Here is an 18,474-nt window from a genome sequence, read left to right on the forward strand (position 1 = left end):
TTATTTTCTGAGTACACGAATCGCCTGGTATGCTGCGGCCTGTTCTGCTGCTTTCTTTGTATGACCGCTTCCCTGTCCCATCACTTTTCCGTTTACTCTTGCCTCCACAGTAAAGTTTTTGTTATGATCCGGGCCTTCTTCTTTTGTCAGAATATATTCCACCGGCTGTGTTCCGTTTTCCTGCACGATTTCCTGCAGGATGGTCTTGCTATCATAAAAGAGCTGTTTATGTTCAATATCATTCAGGATAAAATTCAGCACAAACTCCTTTGCATTAGCAAAACCACCATCCAGATAGATAGCTCCCAGTAAAGCCTCTGTTGCATCAGAGACGATAGAATCCCTGTTTCTTCCGCCTGTCATATCCTCGCCCTTTCCAAGCAACAGAAACTGTGGCAGTCCGAATTCTCTTGCACAATAGGCAAGGCTTGGCTCACACACCAGGCTGGCTCTCTTCTTTGTCAGCTCTCCCTCCGGTATCTGGGTAAATCTTGCATACAGATAATCACTGCTGATCAGCTCCAGCACAGCATCTCCCAGAAACTCCAGTCTCTCATTGCTGCCCAGCTTCCCCAGCTTCTTCTCATTTGCATAGGAACTGTGAGTCAGTGCCTGTGTAAGATAATGTTTATTTTTAAAATGATATCCTATGATTTCTTCTAATTCTTCTGTCTTTCTATTCATTCCTCTAACCCTCTCCATATGCGCAGGGCTGTCATCTGACAACCCTGCGACATCATTTTTTGCAACTGCTCAGTGCGCCTGTATTATGCTCCTGTCAAATTTCAGACTGCCGGACAGTTACATTTTTATTTAATTGTCCGAATTGCTTCAACAGCATCACCGACTGTCTGAATCTGTTCGACAGATTCATTATCCAGCTCAATGTCATACTCCTCTTCAATCCCCATAATAATCTGAAAAATATCAAGAGAGTCTGCACCAAGATCATCTACAAATGTAGTGTCTTCTGTAATCGAATCTGCATCAATATTCAGAACCTCTGCTATGATAGCTTTTATTTTCTCCAGTTCCATCTTCAACCCTCCTTCCTGTTTCTGTTCCTGTCCTGCTCTATTCTGCTCCGGACTTCAGTACTTCCTGATCCTCCAGGATACGCTCTGCGATCTTCTCGTTGATCTTCTCCTGTTTAAACTGTACACACTGGAAAATACCATGTTTGATCTCAATGGCTTTGGCACTTCCATGCGTCTTTACCACAAGTCCTTTAAGCCCCAGAAGCGGTGCTCCGCCATATTCCGTTGCATCAAAGGATTTCAGAGTTTCTTTCAGTGCAGGCTTTACCAGAAGTGCACCGATCTTACTTCTTGTGCTGGTCATCATTCCTTCTTTGATCTTCTGGACCAGGGCAGAACCAACTCCCTCATATAATTTAAGGATCACATTTCCCACAAATGCTTCGCATACGACCACATCCGCATATCCTGCCGGGATATCTCTGGCTTCTATACTTCCGATGAAATTAATGCTTTTGCATTCTTTTAGAAGGGGGAAAGTTTCTTTTACAAGTGCATTTCCCTTCTCCTCTTCCGCCCCGTTATTTACAATGGCAACTTTTGGATTTTTAATACCAACTACGTTCTCCATATAAATAGAGCCCATCTTCGCAAACTGCACCAGATGCGATGGACGTGCATCCACATTGGCACCACAGTCGATCAGAAGGGAAACACCCTTCGTGGTAGGGATCAACGGTGCAAGAGGCGGCCTCTCCACACCTTTACTTCTGCCTACCAGTACCTGTCCGCCAACAAGAACAGCTCCTGTACTTCCTGATGAAACAAAGGCATCTGCCTCCTGTTTCTTAACCATATTCAAACCTACTACGATTGATGAATCTTTTTTCTTACGGATTGCAAAAACAGGGGGTTCTGCTGTCTCGATCACCTGGGATGCATTGACAACCTGGATCTGGTTCTTCGGATATCCGGAATATTTCGCCAGTTCCTTATCTATCACTTCCTGTTTTCCTGTAAGAATTACTTTTATGTCCTGTCTCTCTGTTACAGCTTCCACTGCAGCTCTGACAGGTTCTGCCGGGGCATTATCCCCGCCCATTGCGTCCACTACAACTCTGACCTGTTCTGCCATATTTTTATATCTCCTGTTCACTTACTGTTCACTTACAGATGTCAGAATCAAAAGATATTTTCTGTTACTGACCCGGCATCCGCAAATTGCCCCGCTGCAAAGCAGCTCCTGCAATCTTCCATAATCTGTATCATACTAAAGAACCCTCTGCAAAGTCAATAGCATCTGAAAAAAATCACTTTTCACTTTTTTGTGCCTCGATTCGCTCCGCCAGATCATTCAGATAAACCCACCTGTCCATCTTCTCATCCAGATCTGCCTGTGTCTTCTCCTTCTGCTCCATGATCTCACGAAGCTTCACAGAATTGGTGGCATTGGCCTCCATATCCTTATCCAGCTTCTCCAGCAGTTCCTCCAGCGCTGCAATATCATCATCGATAGTTTCAAATTCCCTCTGCTCTTTATAGGTAAATTTCAGCTTCTGGGGACGATTCTGCTTCCAGTCTGCCTGAGCCGACTTCTTCTTTTCCGCACCAACTGCAGTGCTCTGTCCTTCAGATACTGCCCCGCCTTTTCTCGCCAGCGTCTCTGTATAATCCGTATATCCGCCCTCATACTGGGTCAGATGTCCATTCCCCTCAAAAGCAAAAATCCTGTCCACAATATTATCCAGAAAATACCTGTCATGAGACACTGCGATCACAATCCCTGCAAAAGAATCCAGATAATCCTCCAGAATGGTCAGTGTAGGAATATCCAGATCATTACTTGGCTCATCCAGAAGAAGCACATTCGGCGCCTCCATCAGAACCTTCAGCAAATACAGACGCCTCTTCTCACCACCTGACAATTTGGCAATGGGTGCATACTGCATGGCAGAATCAAAGAGAAACCTCTCCAGCATCATTGTTGCGGAAATCTTCCCGTCTCTGGTCGGAATATACTCTGCCACGTCACGGATATAATCGATCACACGCTGATTGGTATCCATATCCGGCACTTCCTGTGCAAAATACCCTATGCGGATGGTTTCTCCAATTTCCACTTCTCCTGCATCCGGCTGTATCATCCCATCAATAATCTTGATGAGTGTTGACTTTCCGCACCCATTAGGACCAATAATCCCAAGACGCTGATTGCGCAGCACAATATAATTAAAATCATCCAGGATCTTCTTCTCACCAAAACTCTTGCTGATATGGTGAAGTTCGATCGTCTTCTTTCCCATACGTGTCTCAACAGAATCCAGCTCCACATTCGCATCACGCACCGGAGCCTTTCCGTTCTTCAGTGCCTCCAGGCGTTCCAGACGTGCCCGCTGCTTGGTACTTCTGGCTCTGCATCCACGCTTTGCCCACTCCAGTTCCATGCGGAGTACGCTCTGTCTCTTCCTCTCACTGGCAAGCTCCATCTCCTCACGCTCTGCCTTCAGTTCCAGAAACTTCGAGTAATTAGCCTCATAAGCATAAAGGCCGCCATGGGAAGTCTCCAGAATCTTATTAGTAACCCTGTCGAGGAAATATCTGTCATGAGTAACCATAATCACAACGCCCTTAAAACTTCTCAGAAAGTCCTCCAGCCAGGTCACCATCTCATTATCCAGATGGTTGGTAGGCTCGTCCAGAAGCAGCACATCACAGGGATTCACCAGAGTCCTTGCCAGTGCCACCCTTTTCTTCTGTCCCCCGGATAAATGATCGATCTTCTCCTCATGGTCTGTAATTCCCAGCTTATTTAGAACATTCCTTGCCTCGCTCTCAGTACTCCAGTCCTTCTGCCACTTTCCTTCTGCCACATAATCCAGGACAGAAGCTCCCTGCGGAAACTCCGGCATCTGCGGAAGATACGTGATTCTCAGGCCATTTTGAGTGATCACCTGCCCCTCATCCGGCTCCTCCAGACCGCCGATGATCTTCAGAATCGTAGACTTCCCGGTCCCATTAATCCCGATGATCCCAATCTTATCTCCCTGATGCACCCCGTAGGAAACATCATCCAGCACCACCTTCTCACCAAACACCTTGGAAACATGCTCTATATTCAGAATATTCATAAATTCAAACCTCTCTCGTAATTTTCGCTTCCTGTCTGTTTCTGCTCATCTGTAACACTTCCACAAAAACTATAGAATTCGCTCCTCATTATACCATCTTCCCAGCCATTCTAAAACCCCCGGCACAGAAAAAACACTCCCCTCCGAATAAATCTATCCGAAGAGGAGTATCCTCAAAATCACATATTTTTGTTCCTGAAAAAGAATTGCTTAGTTCATCTCAGTTCCATTCTCAACTGCATACTTCAGTCCCTGAACGGCAACTGCCAGCGTAGCTTCCTGTACAGTGGCACTTCCAAGATCACCCATATCCAGTGTCAGTGTATCATCATCATTCACTGCCACGCCAAAAGTAAGTGCCATCTCAGAAACTTCATCAGTAATCGTCACAGTACCATTCTCTTCATCAAAAGTACCTTCACCAACAAAGCTTACATAGTTATCATCCTGATCGATCACAAGTACTGAGCAGAAAGTTCCATCCTCATTAGCTGCATAAATAAAAGTCTCACCCGCTTCTGTTTCGCCGGAATAACACTCTGTCAGGATATCACCCATATCCTGATAAGTCTGATTGTAATCCGACTCATCACCGTCTGCCTCATAAGGCTCCAGGGTTGCAGTCAGGTCCAGACTGTCCGGATCATAAAGTTCCAGAAGATTCTCTTCCTCATTTGCCTGCACCAGATAAGTTACCATATTTTCATCATCATACGTGCCGTCGTCATTTGCGAACTGCATTACCAGAGCTGTATATTCTCCGTCTGAACTCAGGGCATATACACCAAGAACATCCTGCTCTTCATCCTTCCACTGACCAAAAAACGAATTATCTTTGTAGAATCCGTAGATATCTCCTGCGCTGTCCTTCCAGAGTCCTAACATTGCCTCTGATACATCTGCGACATCTCCGTCATCTGATGCTTCTTCTGTAGTCTCCTCTGCTGCCCATACCGGAACAACCATAGAGCTTACCATTGCAGCAGCACAAAGACCTGCCATTATTTTTTTCCAGTTTTTCATATTTTTTTACCATCCTTTCTTAAAATGTGTGTACATATTTCTAAACTGAATTTCTATGTTCTTACTATAAAAAATTTCAGTCTTATTTTCAAGATACATGGGATTAAATGACATTTTTCATGAAATATGGAAAAATGAATAAATACTTATGGTATTACTTGCTTTCAGTAAGGAATCCGTACTTGAATAACTCATGAAAATACGCTAAAATACAAATTATGTTTAAGTTAATTTAGGAGGTACTCCTTTTGAATATTGCAATCCTTGACGATTCAAAGGAAGATCTGCGTCAGGTAAAATCTGTCATTTCTTCTTATTATGAATCCCAGAATACATCCGCAGACATCCATTTGTATTCCAGCGCAGAAGCTTTTTTTACTAAATACATACCCGGATTTTACGACCTGATCATTATGGATATTTATATGGGCAGTATGACCGGTATGGATGCAGCCAGAAAGCTCCGCGAAGCCAGGGATACAGCTGCTCTGATTTTTATTTCAAGCAGTGATTCCTTTGCTGTGGAAAGCTATGATGTACAGGCATCCTACTATCTGCTGAAGCCCTTTGACCCGGAGAAGCTTTGCCGGATCCTCTCAACAATCCAGTTCAGGCAGTCGCAGAATTCCAGATATATAGAGCTGATCTCCGACCGTACCCCTGTAAAGATCCCTGTCAGGAGCATCCTGTACGTGGATACCTACCGCAATGCAGTTCAGGTACATACCACAGATGCAGGCATTATACGCTCCTACATAACCTTCCAGAAATTCGAAGAGCTTCTGGAGGGAATGAAATGTTTTCTCTCCTGTTACAGAGGCTGTATCGTAAATATGGATCACATCGAGAAATCCACAGATGAAGGCTTTGTTATGGACAATCAGGAGCTTGTTACTGTACGCAAGCGTGGCTCCAACGCAATAAAAAAAGCATATCTGGAATACTTATTCTCTTCAGACTCTGATAAATAAGTATTTCCGATATGCCTCTTCCCCTCCGGGCAGTAACTATTTATTTACTGTACTGTTTTCACCGGCAGAAAGATATTTACTTTAAAAATACCCTCTTCTGTATTAAAAACTACATATCCGCCCATTCGTTGTACCACTTCTGCTACAGACGCTGTTCCGATTCCAAAGCCTTCATGCTTTGTTGAATAAAAAACTTTTTCTCTTCGCTGGATTTCATTGGAATATGGATTTGAAATCTCTATCAGAAGCTTCCTGTTCTTAACCTTTGTAAGCATCTTTACATAAGGCTTATTTTCCGGTAGCAGATCTTTTACTGCATCTACGGCATTTTCCAGAAGATTTCCATATATTTTGCACAGATCTGTATCTGAAATGCCAATATTCTGTGGCAGCATCATATCACATTCAAAAGGAATCCCTTTCTTCCTCAGTTCTCCTGCATAAAAATGGATCACTGCATCTACGGCCATGTTTCTGCAATAACAGATTAGCTTTTCCTCTTCTGTTATAACGGATGCATACTCCTGCAGATATTCCATCATCTCCTGATATTTTCCCTGCTGGGTGTAAGACATGATGGTGCGCAGATGGTGTCTCATATCATGGCGCATCCTGCTGATCTCATCCATCTTTTCTGTAAGTTCCTCATAATTCTGTTTCTGTATCTGCAGTTTCTGTTCCATCTGACGGCTGTATTCTCCATAGGTAAGCTGAAATCTGTAAGCATTGGCAAGCTCCATCCACAGAGTCAGTCCCACACTGGCTACAAGCACTGCTGCACCAATTTCCATAAACCACCCGCCAATGATCGGCTCATATAATCTCCATATCCGGTCTGCTGCCAGAGACGCTGCATAAACAACAATTCCCACTAAAAGTACATTACTGTACTTCTGTTTTATCTCCTTTACACTTCTGAAAAGCAGATAACCGGCTGCTGCCCACTTCAAAATCTCTGTAAGCTTAGAGATCAGATACAGCCCTGTTGCAGACTGGGCTCTGCTGCACAGCATTTCTGCCACAAAAACCATCACTCCGGCTGCTGCGGCCACACCTGCAAGAATTTCCGGAATCCTTTCCTCACCTCCCAGGATCTTCTGTTGTACCAGCATAACACCGGCAAACATCAGATAATAGAACAATGCCTCCATTCCATAACAAGGCTGTACTTTTACTGCAACAAAGGAATGCAGGATCGGATAAGAACCATATCCCAGCACACAGATACAAAGCAGGGCAAAAAGTCCAAACTCCACTTTTTTAGTTCGCATATACATATACACTGAAAAAATCAGGACAAAAAATGTAAAAGCCATAAATACCACAGCAATCATAAGTGACAACCCGCGGATAATATTCACTTTAAAAGGAGAAGCCAAAACCGGCACATACTGAATTCCCGATGACACCGAATGTTTGTCTGTCACTGCGATCACAATCTCTGCAGTTCCTTTTCCCTCAAAGGTAAATACCCTGTTCTGAATCTGCTCCTGGTAATTGTCCGGATCCGGATTTCCCATCTGCCCCATCAATTCCCCATTAATATACAGCTTGTAAGCAGAAAAAATCTCTGTCAGGCCAATAGCATATTGTTTTTCTTTTTCAGGAAGCACCAGGGTCATCCGATAGGTACCACTTCCAAAAGGAGATTTATTTTTGTCGCCCAGGTCCATTCCACCGTACTCGCCAATGGAAACATAACGGCTGTAGTAGTCCTCCTTCTGTTCCTTTATTTCCTGCGGTGTCAGCAATACATCCGGATAATATTCCCATTCCCTGGCAAGATAATGCACAGAATCATCATCAGGCACATAGAGGATTCCCTGAATGGCCTGGTCCCCCCTGGCCGTATATTTGTTATCAAAGCGGTAAAACAGAAAGAATATGCCCATAGTCAATGCAAATACAGCTACTATAAGTAGTAATGAATATTTCCAGTTCTTCTTCATTGCTGACACCTCCTTCTGTTTTCAGGTGCTTTGTTTGCCTTTCCACTGTCGCTTATCTGCGTTTTTTACGAATTGCAAAAATAATGGCAGCCACCAGGATACATACTGCCGGTAATGTAAGTATTATCATCAGAAACTGTTTGGCGGAAGCTTCTGCTTTCTGTTCTGTTTTCTCTTCCGACACCGACTCTTCTTCTGTAAATCCTGTGTCTTCTCCATCTGAAACAGCTTCCACGCTTTCTTCATCCGTCTGATTTCCTATACTTTCTGACTTTCCATCTGTCAAAAAATAATCCCCTGTCTGGTTGATCTCCATACGGAGAACATTTTGTTTTTCCTGATAATTCACTGCATATTGATTTCCCTGCACATCCTCCGCTTTTACTGTTTCAGGTAACTGGATTCCGCCAAACACAGATGCCTGAAATTCCACCACTGTTCCCGGAACTTCTGTTACCTCCTCACCTCTGACAAAAATCCGCAGAGAAAATGCAGTTTCTGACGTTTTCTCGATTCCTATCTGGATTTCATCCTCTGCATTGATCTTCCATCCGTTCACTGTATCCGGAGAAAATGTCACAGAGATTCCCTGTTTCTCAAACCTTGCACTTCCATTCTGTTGGATCATAAGAAGTATTCTCTTTCCACTGACTGCAGTAATGGTGTCGGTGCTTAACTCTGTCACGGAATTCTCTGTATCCGATATTTCAGCAGATTTTGCATCAGAAGCTTTGTTACTGCTGCTATTCTGTCCGTCTGTATTATTGTCTGTTCCGTAAGAGTCACCATAATGATATCCGGCACTTCCCGTATTCAGATTCTCTTTCTTTTCTTCCTGTACTACTTCTGACGAAGCAGGTGCTTTCTGCACAATGTCAGGAAGATCTTTTTCCTCTCTGTCCGAAAAATTTCGCTCATGCCAGTATTCATTGACAATAAACGCATCATTATAGGAAAAAGAATAAATTCCTGTGCTCCCTTTCTCATAGACAGCACAGATCTGGTAGTTCTGTCCTTTCTTTAATATCTCTCTGTAATAAATCTGAATTCCATCAGAAGTCACTTCCACCAAGTCATCATCAATTTTCCGGTAATTTCCCTCATTCTCAGAGAGGTAAACCTGTATGTTCCGGCGTTCTTCTGCAGAAAATCCATCCAGCAGCATAGGAAATTCCAGCAGGTCTACCATCGGCATGCTGTAGGTATTAATCTGTGGTTCTCCTTTTTTCTGTACAGAAAGATATGCATATGCCTCTGGCAGCGTCAGGCTGTCAGATACTTCATATCCCTCTGGGATCACAAATGATCCGGTTACCTTGTACACGCCTTGTTTTTCCCTATTCACCCGGCTCAGATCCCAGGAAGATTCCAGAATCAGTTCCGGATTCTCGGCTGTATTTTCAAATGTTTCAGCAGTACTGACCCTCAGTCTGACATTCTCCTTCAATTCTTTCTCAATCTGCTTCAGGCTTCCCCCCGTTTTTACTGCATAGGCAGCACATCTGCTGAGATATTTCTCATCTCCGGTATCATAAGAACAGATGATTTTTCCAGGCTTCTGTGTATTTCCAAGCAGATTGTGCTGATAACCGTAAATTTTAAGACTGCCGTCTTTTTGGTATTGAAACCGCAGAGTATTGGTCTGCTTCTTTCCATTATCATAGGTTACCAGCAGGGAATAGGTATTACCCACAACCATACTCTGGTTAGATACATACAGCCCCTCCTCTTCACAGAGAGCAAAGCCCTCCTCAGTGAGGTTGATCCACTGTCCGCTTTCTTTCTTCAGATAAGCTTCCATAGAGTCAAAATTTTCCTGCTTCAACCAGGGAAATATATAGATTCCTGCCGCAGTCAGCCTGTAATATATATTAATATCCGGTTTGTCCGGGTACTGCACAGAAACAGTTGTCTGTACCTGCAGACTTTTACTCTCATCAAAAGCATACTCAGGCGGAAGCTTCAGTACACCTTTCATTGTGTAAACGCCTGCCAGTTTCATATTTACAGACGAAACATCCCAGAACACCGGAATATGCAGTGTATCTGTGTCTGTATAAACTGTATAGAAAACCCGAGACAGTTTCTCAGCGATCAGTTCGCTGCTTTTATTTATTTCTACAGCTACTGCAGGAATATCCTTCGGTACGATCACATCATTTACCCGGATCACCGCGCCCCATACTGTGGTATTTTTTTTCATTCCCCATATGCCAGTCAGGCACAGAGTTATCATTAAAATCAGAACTGTTATTTTCTGTTTTCTCATGCTTTTTTCATACTTTCATTTTACATTACTACTCGATCCGTTATCTTTATTCTCAATTTCCTTTGTTCTTAGCTTACCTTATCTGGTGAATTTCGGCAACAGACATAGGATAAACTGCATTATTTCATGAAAAATGGTGTACCGAAAAATGATTAATTCTCCTTTTTCTTTCCTGGAAATTTCATAAAATAATATACAATAAACAATACTGCCGTAATGCTCCATGAAACCGGATAACTGAGCATGATCGTATTAATTCCCGGGTACATTTGTCCGGCTGTAAAAAGCCACAGGATTCTCAGGGAACACACACCGCCGCAGGTAAGGAGCATAGGCACCAGAACCTTCCCGGTACCCCTCAGTGCCCCGGACAGAATCCCTATGATCACATAAATGAAATAGGACGGCAGTAAAAAACGACTCATATGAACACCATGGACAATCACTGCACTGTCTGTGGTAAACAGACGATAAATCAAGGGAGCAAATGAATACATCAAAATGATCATCACCGCAGAACTGACCATACTCATGACCATGCAGACACTCACACTCTTTCGCATACGGTGATATTTGCCGGCTCCGAAATTCTGTCCCACAAAGGTAGTAATGGAAATTGCAAACGCATTGATCACCATCCAGAAAAGAGCATCGATTTTCCCAAGAGTTCCCCATGCCGCCACTGTGTCAGTTCCCAGATTATTTACAAATACCTGTATCACAATATTGGAAATATTATACATTACAGATTCCAGACCTGCCGGAATACCGATTCTCAGAATTGAAAACAGCATTCTTCTGTCAAAACGGATCTGATTGATCTTCAGCACATATATCTCTCTGGTTTTCAGAAGCATTGCTGTTACGATCAGCGCACTGATCACCTGAGAAGTAACTGTAGCAACAGCTACTCCTGTCACACCCATGCCAAACGCAACCACAAACAGCAGATCAAGAATAATGTTCAGCACACAGGTAATGATCAGAACATACAGTGGTCTTTTGGAGTCTCCTACTGCACGCAGGATGGCTGCTCCCATATTATAAACCAGGTTAAAAACCATTCCGCCAAAATAAATATGAAGATACACTGCAGAGTCCTCTACTACATCTGCAGGTGTCTTCATAAGCAGCAATGCAGGTCTGGTCAGAAAAATCCCCACTACAGTAAGAACAATTCCCGCTGCAATGGAGAATGCAAATGCTGTATGCAGTGCCTTACTCAGATTCTTCTTATCTTTTGCCCCATAAAACTGCGAGATCACAACTGCCGCCCCTGAGGAAAGCCCTACAAAAAAGCCAACGATCAGATTGGCGATCTGACTGGCAGAACCTCCAACTGCAGCAAGTGCCTGTTTTCCTACGAAACGGCCGACAACAATAGTATCTGCCGTATTATAAATCTGCTGAAAAAATGTTCCAAATACAATAGGAAAGAAAAATAACAGCAGCTGTTTCCAGATTACACCTTCTGTGATCTGATTTACCTTCTCCTTCTCATTCATTACTTTTTCCTCATCCATAAAATAATACACAAAAAAGCAGGCATCCCAAACGGGAGAACCTGCCATACTTTGCAACCATTAAAAATTAGTCTTCAACTTTAATGATTTCCTTTTTGTTGTAGCTTCCGCAAGCTTTGCATACTCTGTGCGGCATCATCAGTTCGCCACATTTGCTGCATTTTACAAGGTTCGGAGCGCTCATTTTCCAGTTTGCTCTTCTCTTATCGCGTCTTGCTTTGGAAGATTTATTCTTCGGACAGATGGACATTATGTTACACCTCCTTAAATTTACTAAATATATCACTGATAGCTGCCATACGGGGATCCTTAGGTTCCTCGACGCATCCACAGGGACCGTCATTGAGGTTTTTCCCGCACTGGCTACAGATTCCTTTGCAGTCTTCTCTACATAAAACCTTCAAAGGCCAGCTCATCAGTACCTCAAGATAGACCAGCTGGTCCACATCCAGGTCCATACCTGTGAGATAAGAACTTTCGTCCAGATCATTCACACGGTCTTCATCCGTAAGCTTCATATCAAGTTTTCGCTCAATCTCCAAAGGAATCTCTGTTGAAACCTCTTCCAGACATCTGTCACAGGGAATACCTACGGTAATCTTACCTGTTCCTCTGATCTCAAGATTTCTGTCACCTGTATTCGTGATCGTAAGCTCTATGGGTTCTTTTGCAAGTACCGGAAAGCTTCCTGACTGAAAGGTGATCGTATCCATTCCAAACTCTGCAGTCTTCTGAATACGCATTCCTTCACTGGATGAAATATCTGATAAATGTATCTGCATACTTTTCTCCTATCCACACTTGTTTTATTATACATACCGCCTCTGCTTTTGTCAACGATAAATTAGAAAAATTTCACATTTTGTCAAGTAATATTCCTTTACGAAGTATTTTAACCGAATCAAGTAAGCACCCTGCGGAGGTTGCGAATATCCGCTTAACCCTATTTCATCATCCGGCGGCATTATTATCAGGTAATTTCCACATGCCTTACGGGCACAAAGAAGGGTGCTCCTGACAGATGCACCCTTCCCTTCTATATAAATATAACTTTTATCCAGTTATATTTCTCTCGTTTGGACACAAAACAGACACTTTATTATCTGTGAAAATTAAACCAGAGCTACTGTCTCTCTGCAGATTGCAAGTTCTTCGTTTGTAGGAATTACAGCAACTTTAACTTTGGAATCCGGTGTAGAGATAACGATCTCTTCTCCGCGAACTCCGTTAGCTTCTTTGTCAAGTGTAACTCCAAGGTATCCAAGATAGCTTACAACTTTCTCACGTACAGGAATAGCATTCTCGCCGATACCTGCTGTAAATACGATGGCATCTACACCGTTCATAGCTGCAACATATCCGCCAACGAATTTAGCGATACCATAGCAGAGAACGTCGATTGCGTTAGCTGCATCTTCGTTTCCGCTCTGAGCTGCATCGTTCAGGTCACGGAAGTCACTGGATAATCCGCCGGATAATCCAAGAAGACCGGATTTCTTATTAAGAACGTTCATCATACCTGCGATATCAAGGTTTTCTTTCTTAGCGATGAATTCCATGATAGCCGGGTCGATGTTACCGGAACGTGTTCCCATAACAACACCTTCAAGTGGAGTAAGACCCATTGTTGTGTCTACACACTGTCCGTTTACTACAGCACTGATGGAAGAACCGTTTCCAAGGTGGCAGACGATAACTTTGGAGTTGTCTTTGTCAAGACCAAGGAATTCAACAGCACGTTTGGAAACGAAGCTGTGGGATGTTCCGTGGAAGCCATATCTTCTTACTTTGTAGTTCTTGTAATATTCGATCGGAAGACCATAGAGATATGCTTTTGCAGGCATTGTCTGATGGAAAGCTGTATCGAATACTGCTACCTGAGGTACACCCGGCATAAGCTCGGAGCATACACGGATACCGATCAGGTTTGCAGGGTTATGAAGTGGTGCAAGGTCATTGCATTCTTCTACTGCTGAGATTACTTCATCTGTGATCACTACAGATTTGGCAAATTTCTCACCACCATGTACAACACGATGTCCAACAGCATTTACTTCTTTCAGGCTTCCGATTGCGCCTGTTTTATCATTTGTGAGGGCATCCAGTACCATCTGGATTGCTTCTTTATGTGTAGGCATTGCAGCTTCTGTGATCTCTTTGTCACAGCCTGTTTTCTGATATACTAATCTTCCATCGATACCAATTCTCTCGCAGAGACCTTTTGCAAGAACTGCTTCTGAATCAGAGTTGATCAGCTGATATTTAAGGGATGAACTTCCACAGTTGATTACTAATACGTTCATTTTCATATTCTGCCGGCAGCAAATTTCGAATACTGTCCATAATCCTGACACAAGTCTTCGAATATTTCTGTCAGCTTTTCCTTTCATATTATAATATTATTCTCATCATTTCCAGGGAAATATGAGTAATGATATCAAAGGCATCAGAATCAGAAATATCTCCTCCGATGCCTTTAACATTATGTAGTCAATGAAATAATTCTCAGTCCGTTTTACGGTCTGACTGAAATCTTATTTGTTGTCGTCAGCCTGGCACTGTACTGCTGTGATAGCTACCACACCAACGATATCGTCTGCAGAGCATCCACGGGACAGGTCATTTACAGGTTTAGCGATACCCTGGGTTACAGGTCCGTAAGCTTCTGCTTTTGCAAGACGCTGTACAAGTTTGTATCCGATGTTACCTGCATCAAGGTCTGGGAATACAAGTACGTTAGCTTTACCAGCTACTTCGCTTCCAGGAGCTTTAGAAGCGCCTACGCTTGGAACGATAGCTGCATCAAGCTGGAATTCTCCGTCAAGTGCAAGTTCCGGGTTCTGCTCTTTTGCAATCTTTGTAGCTTCTACTACTTTATCTACGTCAGCATGTTTTGCACTGCCTTTAGTGGAGTGTGAAAGCATTGCAACGATTGGTTTCTCCTGAACAAGAAGTTCGAAGGATTCTGCAGAAGATGCTGCGATTGCTGCAAGCTCTTCTGAAGTCGGGTTCTGGTTCAGACCGGAATCAGCAAATACAAATGCGCCGTTTGCGCCATATTCGCAGTTCGGAACTACCATTAAGAAGAATGCGGATACAAGTTTTGTACCTGGTTTTGTTTTCAGGATCTGAAGACATGGTCTTAATGTATCAGCTGTAGAGTGACATGCACCGGATACCATACCGTCTGCATCGCCCATTTTTACCATCATTACACCATAGTACAGATACTGGTTAAGAAGAATCTCTTTAGCCTGATCCGGTGTCATGCCTTTTTTCTGTCTTAATTCTACTAACTTGTCAATGTATCCCTGTGTTTTCTCTGATGTAGCAGGATCTACGATCTGTGCGCCGGAAATGTCATATCCGTCTTCAGCTGCACTCTTTTTAACAGCTTCTTCGTTACCAACAAGGATAACCTTTGCAATTCCTTCTTTTAAGATTTTCTCTGTAGCTGCCAGAGTTCTCTTATCTTCTGTCTCCGGAAGTACGATTGTTTTTACGTTTGCTTTTGCTCTCTCTTTGAGTGTGTCAATAAATCCCATGATTAAAATGGCTCCTTTCATATAGCAGTTCTGATATCACAATATCTGTATACCAGATGTCATTACCATTCACCGAATATATACAGTGAACAGTAATCTGTTTTCTGCGCTGTCTTCATTATACCTCCTGAAGCCTTGTATTTCAAGCATCTGAATGGTAGAATATGACATAAAAAAGTATTTTTTAAGATGCAATATGGTAAAAAAGAGAGAACTCTACAGAATTTCAGAAAGGAGCATCTGTGTAAATTTATGAAAACAGCAGGAATTATTGCAGAATATAATCCTTTTCACAAAGGACATGAATATCAGATCCGGTATACAAAAGAAAAGCTAAAAGCAGACTACGTTATCGTTGCCATGAGCGGAGATTATGTGCAGCGCGGCACTCCTGCTCTCATCTCCAAACACGCACGTGCAGAAATGGCTCTGCGATGCGGCGCTGACCTTGTGCTTGAAATGCCGGTATCTGTCTCTACTGCAAGTGCGGAAGCCTTCGCAATGGGCGGTGTTTCCCTGTTAGACAGCCTTGGTGTTGTTGATATGCTCTGCTTTGGAAGTGAGTCAGGGGAGATCAGTGCACTGAAAGAACTGGCTGAGATCCTTGTAGAAGAACCTGAAGAATATAAGAAACTGTTGAAAAGCTTTTTAAGCGAAGGGCTGACTTTTCCGGCTGCCAGAAGCCAGGCATTGACAGAATATTTTAAAAATCCGCGCAACTTCAGTGGTGACGATTTTGACGGGGTACTTACTCCTCTGTTAAATGAAGTTACACAGATCCTGAATACACCGAATAATATTCTGGGGATCGAATACTGCAAGGCACTTCTCCGCCTGAACAGCCAGATCCGCCCTGTTACCATCCGCAGGGAAGGAATGGGTTATCATGAAACCACTGTCCCTGAAGGAGATTCAGCAAGCTCCTCCCCTGATTTACAGTCATCTACTGATTTCTTTGCATCTGCAACTGCTATACGCAGTCTTATTCAGAATCCAGGAGATGGCCATTCAGAGGCAAGCTCAGACATAAATAATCCAGTCAGGAATCCGGATACCAAAACTGCCAATATATTATCATCCCAGATTCCACCAGATGCTTTTTACGTTTTCAAAAAGGCGCTGGACTCCGGTGAATTTCTCACAGAAAATTCTCTGGACTCTATTCTTTCTTACTGCCTTATGAAAGAAAATGTAGAAAGCCTTTCTTCCTATATGGATGTTTCCGAGGATCTCGCCCGGCGAATCATAAATCAGCAGAATCTTCTGTTGTCCTTTTCCCAATCTGTATCTGTTTTAAAAACCAGAGAATTGACTCAGACAAGGATACAGAGGGCATTGCTTCATATTATATTAAATATCCACACTGCACCCACTCAGATTCCCTTTGCCAGGGTTCTTGGTTTCCGCAGGGAAAGCAGTGAACTGCTAAGCCAGATCAAGCAGCACAGCCAAATTCCTCTTATCACCAAGCTTGCGGACGCCCAAAATCTTTTGGACAGTGAAGGTAATCAGATTTTATCTGAAACTGTTTTTTCTTCCAATTTATATGAAAAACTTCTGTGTCTGAAAACCGGCAGAAAATTCTGCCACGAGTCCCAGAAACAGCTTATTATCCTATAATTCTTGTTGTTTTGATGCACTTATGTTAAAATACAAACAGTGAGGATAAGGATATAAAATAAGGAAGGAGGAAAAGAAAAATGAAAGCTAATTCAGGTTTGAAAAAGAACAGAACAAAGATTCAGATGGTACTTACCGCCCTGGTAATCTTATCTGTTGTACGTCAGTTTTTCCTGGGAAATTACCACAATATGTTTCTGGGAATCTTGACATTGATCCTTTTTATGGTTCCCCAGTTTCTGGACAGGAAACTGAACGTCACAATACCACCGGGACTGGAAACAGTGATTCTGATCTTTATCTTTTCAGCAGAAATTCTTGGCGAAATCAATGCCTTTTATGTAAAAATCCCTATCTGGGATACCATTTTACATACTACTAACGGTTTTCTGATGGCTGCCATCGGATTTGCACTGATTGATCTTTTTAACCGCAGCGACAGGTTTTCCATTAAAATGTCACCGTATTTTGTAGCTTTTTTTGCATTCTGTTTTTCAATGACTGTTGGTGTTATGTGGGAATTCTTTGAATTCAGCATGGACTGGTTTTTTGGAATGGATATGCAGAAGGACTGGATCGTACCGGCCATCAACTCTGTGAAGCTGAATCCTACCGGTGCAAATGTTCCGATCCATGTAGATGTTCAGTCCCTGGCCGTTAACGGCGAGACCTGGAATCTGGGAGGCTATCTTGATATTGGTATTGTTGATACCATGAAAGATTTGATCGTAAACTTTATCGGCGCAGTCGTATTTTCTATCATCGGTATTCTGTATCTGCGAAACCGCGGAAAAGGAAAGCTGGCAGCTTCTCTGATCCCGCAGGTACGCAGCAAGCAGGAAGAAGAACTTTCTTCCAAAAATCAGTAAGATCCACAGCTACCGAAACTGGCGCACTTTTCTGGAAATATTCTCCAGCTCTTCTCTGGAAAGCTCAGGAAGTCTTTCCAGCTGATCCATAAACATGGCAAGTGTCTCTTTTCGCTGCAATTCCACCATCTGGGTGTAGAAATTGACTACTACCCCGGTGGCAATGGCAACTACAAAAAGCGAATAGATCGTCAGAAGAACGGAACACATTTTTCCAATGAAAGTAACCGCAACTACATCGCCAAATCCGGCAGTGGAGATCACCGCATAGCAATACCACAGTGCATCTCCGTATCGGTTAATATCCGGTTCAACCAGCTGGATCACTGCTGCAATAGCAAAAATAAACACAATAAAACCAATGATAATTTTATCTGCGCGAGTCCGTTTTAACACACTGCCTAATACTTTAATTCTTTTCATGCACTTGTCCTCCAATAAAATAATATACTGCCTGAAATTAATTGAAGTATAGTATAAAACGGTTTCACTTGCAATATGAAAGGAGCTTAACAGTATGAAAGATAATAAAGCACTAAAATACCCAATGTCATTAACTTTAGCAAAAAGCAGAAATCGTAAGTATTTATAAAACTATGA

General features: G+C 42.8%; 16 protein-coding genes. 3 read left to right on the forward strand and 13 right to left on the reverse strand.

What is annotated here, in order from left to right:
* The 5 genes from rnc to LJE11_RS00855 form a co-directional block, all read right to left on the reverse strand.
* Positions 1 to 684: a ribonuclease III gene (gene rnc / locus LJE11_RS00835; RefSeq protein ID WP_008704699.1), complete on the reverse strand. Its 684-nt coding sequence runs from the start codon at positions 682 to 684 to the stop codon at positions 1 to 3.
* Positions 685 to 809: 125 nt separating this feature from the next.
* Positions 810 to 1,037, reverse strand: coding sequence for an acyl carrier protein (gene acpP, locus LJE11_RS00840; protein WP_020993747.1), 228 nt, complete (start codon positions 1,035 to 1,037; stop codon positions 810 to 812).
* 37 nt (positions 1,038 to 1,074) lie between these two features.
* Positions 1,075 to 2,112, reverse strand: coding sequence for a phosphate acyltransferase PlsX (gene plsX / locus LJE11_RS00845; protein WP_020993746.1), 1,038 nt, complete (start codon positions 2,110 to 2,112; stop codon positions 1,075 to 1,077).
* Between the two features lie 175 nt (positions 2,113 to 2,287).
* Complete coding sequence (locus tag LJE11_RS00850; RefSeq protein ID WP_227295312.1) at positions 2,288 to 4,105, reverse strand: ABC-F family ATP-binding cassette domain-containing protein; 1,818 nt, start codon at positions 4,103 to 4,105, stop codon at positions 2,288 to 2,290.
* Between the two features lie 210 nt (positions 4,106 to 4,315).
* Positions 4,316 to 5,128: a hypothetical protein gene (locus LJE11_RS00855; protein WP_227295314.1), complete on the reverse strand. Its 813-nt coding sequence runs from the start codon at positions 5,126 to 5,128 to the stop codon at positions 4,316 to 4,318.
* Positions 5,129 to 5,376: 248 nt separating this feature from the next.
* On the opposite strand from LJE11_RS00855, the gene LJE11_RS00860 reads away from it, so the two are divergent.
* On the forward strand, positions 5,377 to 6,099 hold the full coding sequence (locus LJE11_RS00860; protein WP_008704705.1) for a LytR/AlgR family response regulator transcription factor: 723 nt from the start codon (positions 5,377 to 5,379) through the stop codon (positions 6,097 to 6,099).
* A gap of 44 nt (positions 6,100 to 6,143) precedes the next feature.
* On the opposite strand, the gene LJE11_RS00865 is transcribed toward LJE11_RS00860, so the two are convergent.
* The 7 genes from LJE11_RS00865 to pta all read right to left on the reverse strand — a co-directional run bounded on the left by LJE11_RS00865 (position 6,144) and on the right by pta (position 15,385).
* Complete coding sequence (locus LJE11_RS00865; protein WP_173697733.1) at positions 6,144 to 8,048, reverse strand: sensor histidine kinase; 1,905 nt, start codon at positions 8,046 to 8,048, stop codon at positions 6,144 to 6,146.
* A 52-nt stretch (positions 8,049 to 8,100) separates the two neighbouring features.
* Positions 8,101 to 10,317, reverse strand: a complete 2,217-nt coding sequence (locus LJE11_RS00870; RefSeq protein ID WP_227295316.1) for a hypothetical protein — start codon at positions 10,315 to 10,317, stop codon at positions 8,101 to 8,103.
* 152 nt (positions 10,318 to 10,469) lie between these two features.
* Positions 10,470 to 11,822, reverse strand: a complete 1,353-nt coding sequence (locus LJE11_RS00875; protein WP_227295321.1) for an MATE family efflux transporter — start codon at positions 11,820 to 11,822, stop codon at positions 10,470 to 10,472.
* Positions 11,823 to 11,907: 85 nt separating this feature from the next.
* The gene (rpmF, locus tag LJE11_RS00880) at positions 11,908 to 12,090 is read right to left on the reverse strand and encodes a 50S ribosomal protein L32 (protein ID WP_008704709.1); all 183 of its coding nucleotides are present in this window, start codon (positions 12,088 to 12,090) and stop codon (positions 11,908 to 11,910) included.
* 4 nt (positions 12,091 to 12,094) lie between these two features.
* Positions 12,095 to 12,622: a YceD family protein gene (locus tag LJE11_RS00885; protein ID WP_008704711.1), complete on the reverse strand. Its 528-nt coding sequence runs from the start codon at positions 12,620 to 12,622 to the stop codon at positions 12,095 to 12,097.
* A 330-nt stretch (positions 12,623 to 12,952) separates the two neighbouring features.
* Positions 12,953 to 14,143, reverse strand: coding sequence for an acetate/propionate family kinase (locus LJE11_RS00890; protein WP_025576923.1), 1,191 nt, complete (start codon positions 14,141 to 14,143; stop codon positions 12,953 to 12,955).
* Positions 14,144 to 14,374: 231 nt separating this feature from the next.
* Positions 14,375 to 15,385, reverse strand: a complete 1,011-nt coding sequence (gene pta / locus LJE11_RS00895) for a phosphate acetyltransferase (protein WP_019161337.1) — start codon at positions 15,383 to 15,385, stop codon at positions 14,375 to 14,377.
* A gap of 252 nt (positions 15,386 to 15,637) precedes the next feature.
* On the opposite strand from pta, the gene LJE11_RS00900 reads away from it, so the two are divergent.
* Positions 15,638 to 17,005, forward strand: a complete 1,368-nt coding sequence (locus LJE11_RS00900) for a tRNA(Met) cytidine acetate ligase (RefSeq protein ID WP_227295323.1) — start codon at positions 15,638 to 15,640, stop codon at positions 17,003 to 17,005.
* 80 nt (positions 17,006 to 17,085) lie between these two features.
* Positions 17,086 to 17,874 (forward strand): hypothetical protein, encoded by a 789-nt coding sequence (locus LJE11_RS00905; RefSeq protein WP_008704716.1) that lies wholly within the window; start codon positions 17,086 to 17,088, stop codon positions 17,872 to 17,874.
* Between the two features lie 9 nt (positions 17,875 to 17,883).
* Here the strand turns inward: LJE11_RS00905 and LJE11_RS00910 are convergent, their stop codons facing one another.
* Positions 17,884 to 18,297, reverse strand: a complete 414-nt coding sequence (locus LJE11_RS00910) for a potassium channel family protein (protein ID WP_008704717.1) — start codon at positions 18,295 to 18,297, stop codon at positions 17,884 to 17,886.
* Positions 18,298 to 18,474: the final 177 nt, after the last annotated feature.

The sequence above is a fragment of the Blautia sp. DFI.1.216 genome, from assembly GCF_020594215.1.
GTDB classification, from domain to species: domain Bacteria; phylum Bacillota; class Clostridia; order Lachnospirales; family Lachnospiraceae; genus Blautia_A; species Blautia_A wexlerae.